At 64.0% G+C, this 1,460-nt stretch carries 1 protein-coding gene; it reads left to right on the top strand.

The features are described 5' to 3' along the window. Positions 1-13 precede the first annotated feature (13 nt). Positions 14-1,303 carry a tRNA (N(6)-L-threonylcarbamoyladenosine(37)-C(2))-methylthiotransferase MtaB gene (gene mtaB, locus EN935_RS35785; protein WP_127374213.1) on the top strand — a complete coding sequence of 430 codons (1,290 nt, stop codon included), beginning with the start codon at positions 14-16 and terminating at the stop codon, positions 1,301-1,303. Positions 1,304-1,460 lie beyond the last annotated feature (157 nt).

The raw sequence follows: 1,460 nt of genomic DNA, 5'->3' as shown, positions 1-1,460 counted from the left end.
GTCCAAGAGCCCGGTGTCCAAGGGCATCGACGTCGTCACCTTTGGCTGCCGGCTGAACACTTATGAATCCGAGGTGATGCGGCGCGAGGCTGAAACCGCCGGTCTTGGCGCGCTGGAGGGCGGCGCCGTGATCTTCAACACCTGCGCCGTCACCGGCGAGGCGGTGCGCCAGGCCAAACAGGCGATCCGCAAGGCGCGCCGCGACAATCCGCAGGCGCGCATCATCGTCACCGGCTGCGCCGCGCAGACCGAGCCTGAAAAATTCGCCGCCATGGACGAGGTCGATCTCGTGCTTGGCAATGAGGAGAAGCTGAAAGCCAATTCCTATCGCGCGCTGCCGGATTTCGGCGTCAACGACACCGAGAAGGCGCGCGTCAACGACATCTTTTCCGTCCGTGAGACCGCAGGCCACATGGTCGACGCCATCGAGGGGCGGGCACGCGCCTTCGTCCAGGTGCAGAACGGCTGCGACCACCGCTGCACCTTCTGCATCATTCCCTATGGCCGCGGCAATTCGCGCTCGGTGCCGATGGGCGCCGTGGTCGAGCAGGTCAAGCGGCTCGCCGGAAACGGCTATGCCGAGATCGTGCTGACCGGTGTCGACATGACCAGTTTTGGTGCCGACCTTCCGGGCGCGCCAAAGCTTGGCAGGCTAGTGAAGACCATCCTCAAGCAGGTGCCCGATGTGAAGCGCCTGCGGCTATCCTCCATCGATTCGATCGAGGCTGACGACGATCTGCTCGACACGATTGCCACCGAGCCGCGGCTGATGCCGCATCTGCATCTGTCGCTGCAATCGGGCGACGACATGATCCTGAAGCGGATGAAGCGTCGCCATCTGCGCGATCAATCGATCCGCTTCTGCGAGGATGTTCGCAAGCTGCGCCCCGGCATCGTCTTCGGCGCCGACATCATCGCCGGCTTCCCGACCGAAACGGATGAAATGTTCGAGAACTCGGAAAAAATCGTCGAGGAGTGCGGCCTGACCCATCTCCACGTCTTCCCGTTCAGCCCGCGCGAAGGCACGCCCGCCGCGCGCATGCCGCAGCTCCGCCGCGAGGTGGTCAAGCAGCGCGCCGCCCGGCTGCGCGTCGCCGGCGAGGCTGCGTATATCAGGCATCTGTCGTCGCTCACTGGTACGCGTCAGTCGATCCTGGTCGAACGCGACGGCCTTGGCCGCACCGAGGGTTTTACGCTTGCCGCACTCGGCACGGGCGCACCGGGTGAGATCGTCGAGGCCGATATATCAGGCCACGATGGTATGAGGCTGATCGCGGCGCCCCTTGCCGCCCGCGCCGCCTGAGAAACGCAAAGCATGGCTGGTTTTTTCAAGAAGATATTTTCGTTCGGCAAGAAAGAGGTTGTCGAGGAGCGGGTCGACGAAACCGCTCCGCTGCCGCCGATCAAATGGGAAGCACTCGATGCGCTGAAGCCGGCGGCCGAGCAGGTCGTTCCGGAGT

Source organism: Mesorhizobium sp. M7D.F.Ca.US.004.03.1.1, assembly GCF_003998635.1.
GTDB classification, from domain to species: domain Bacteria; phylum Pseudomonadota; class Alphaproteobacteria; order Rhizobiales; family Rhizobiaceae; genus Mesorhizobium; species Mesorhizobium loti.
This window is presented reverse-complemented; position numbering and strand designations above follow the sequence as displayed.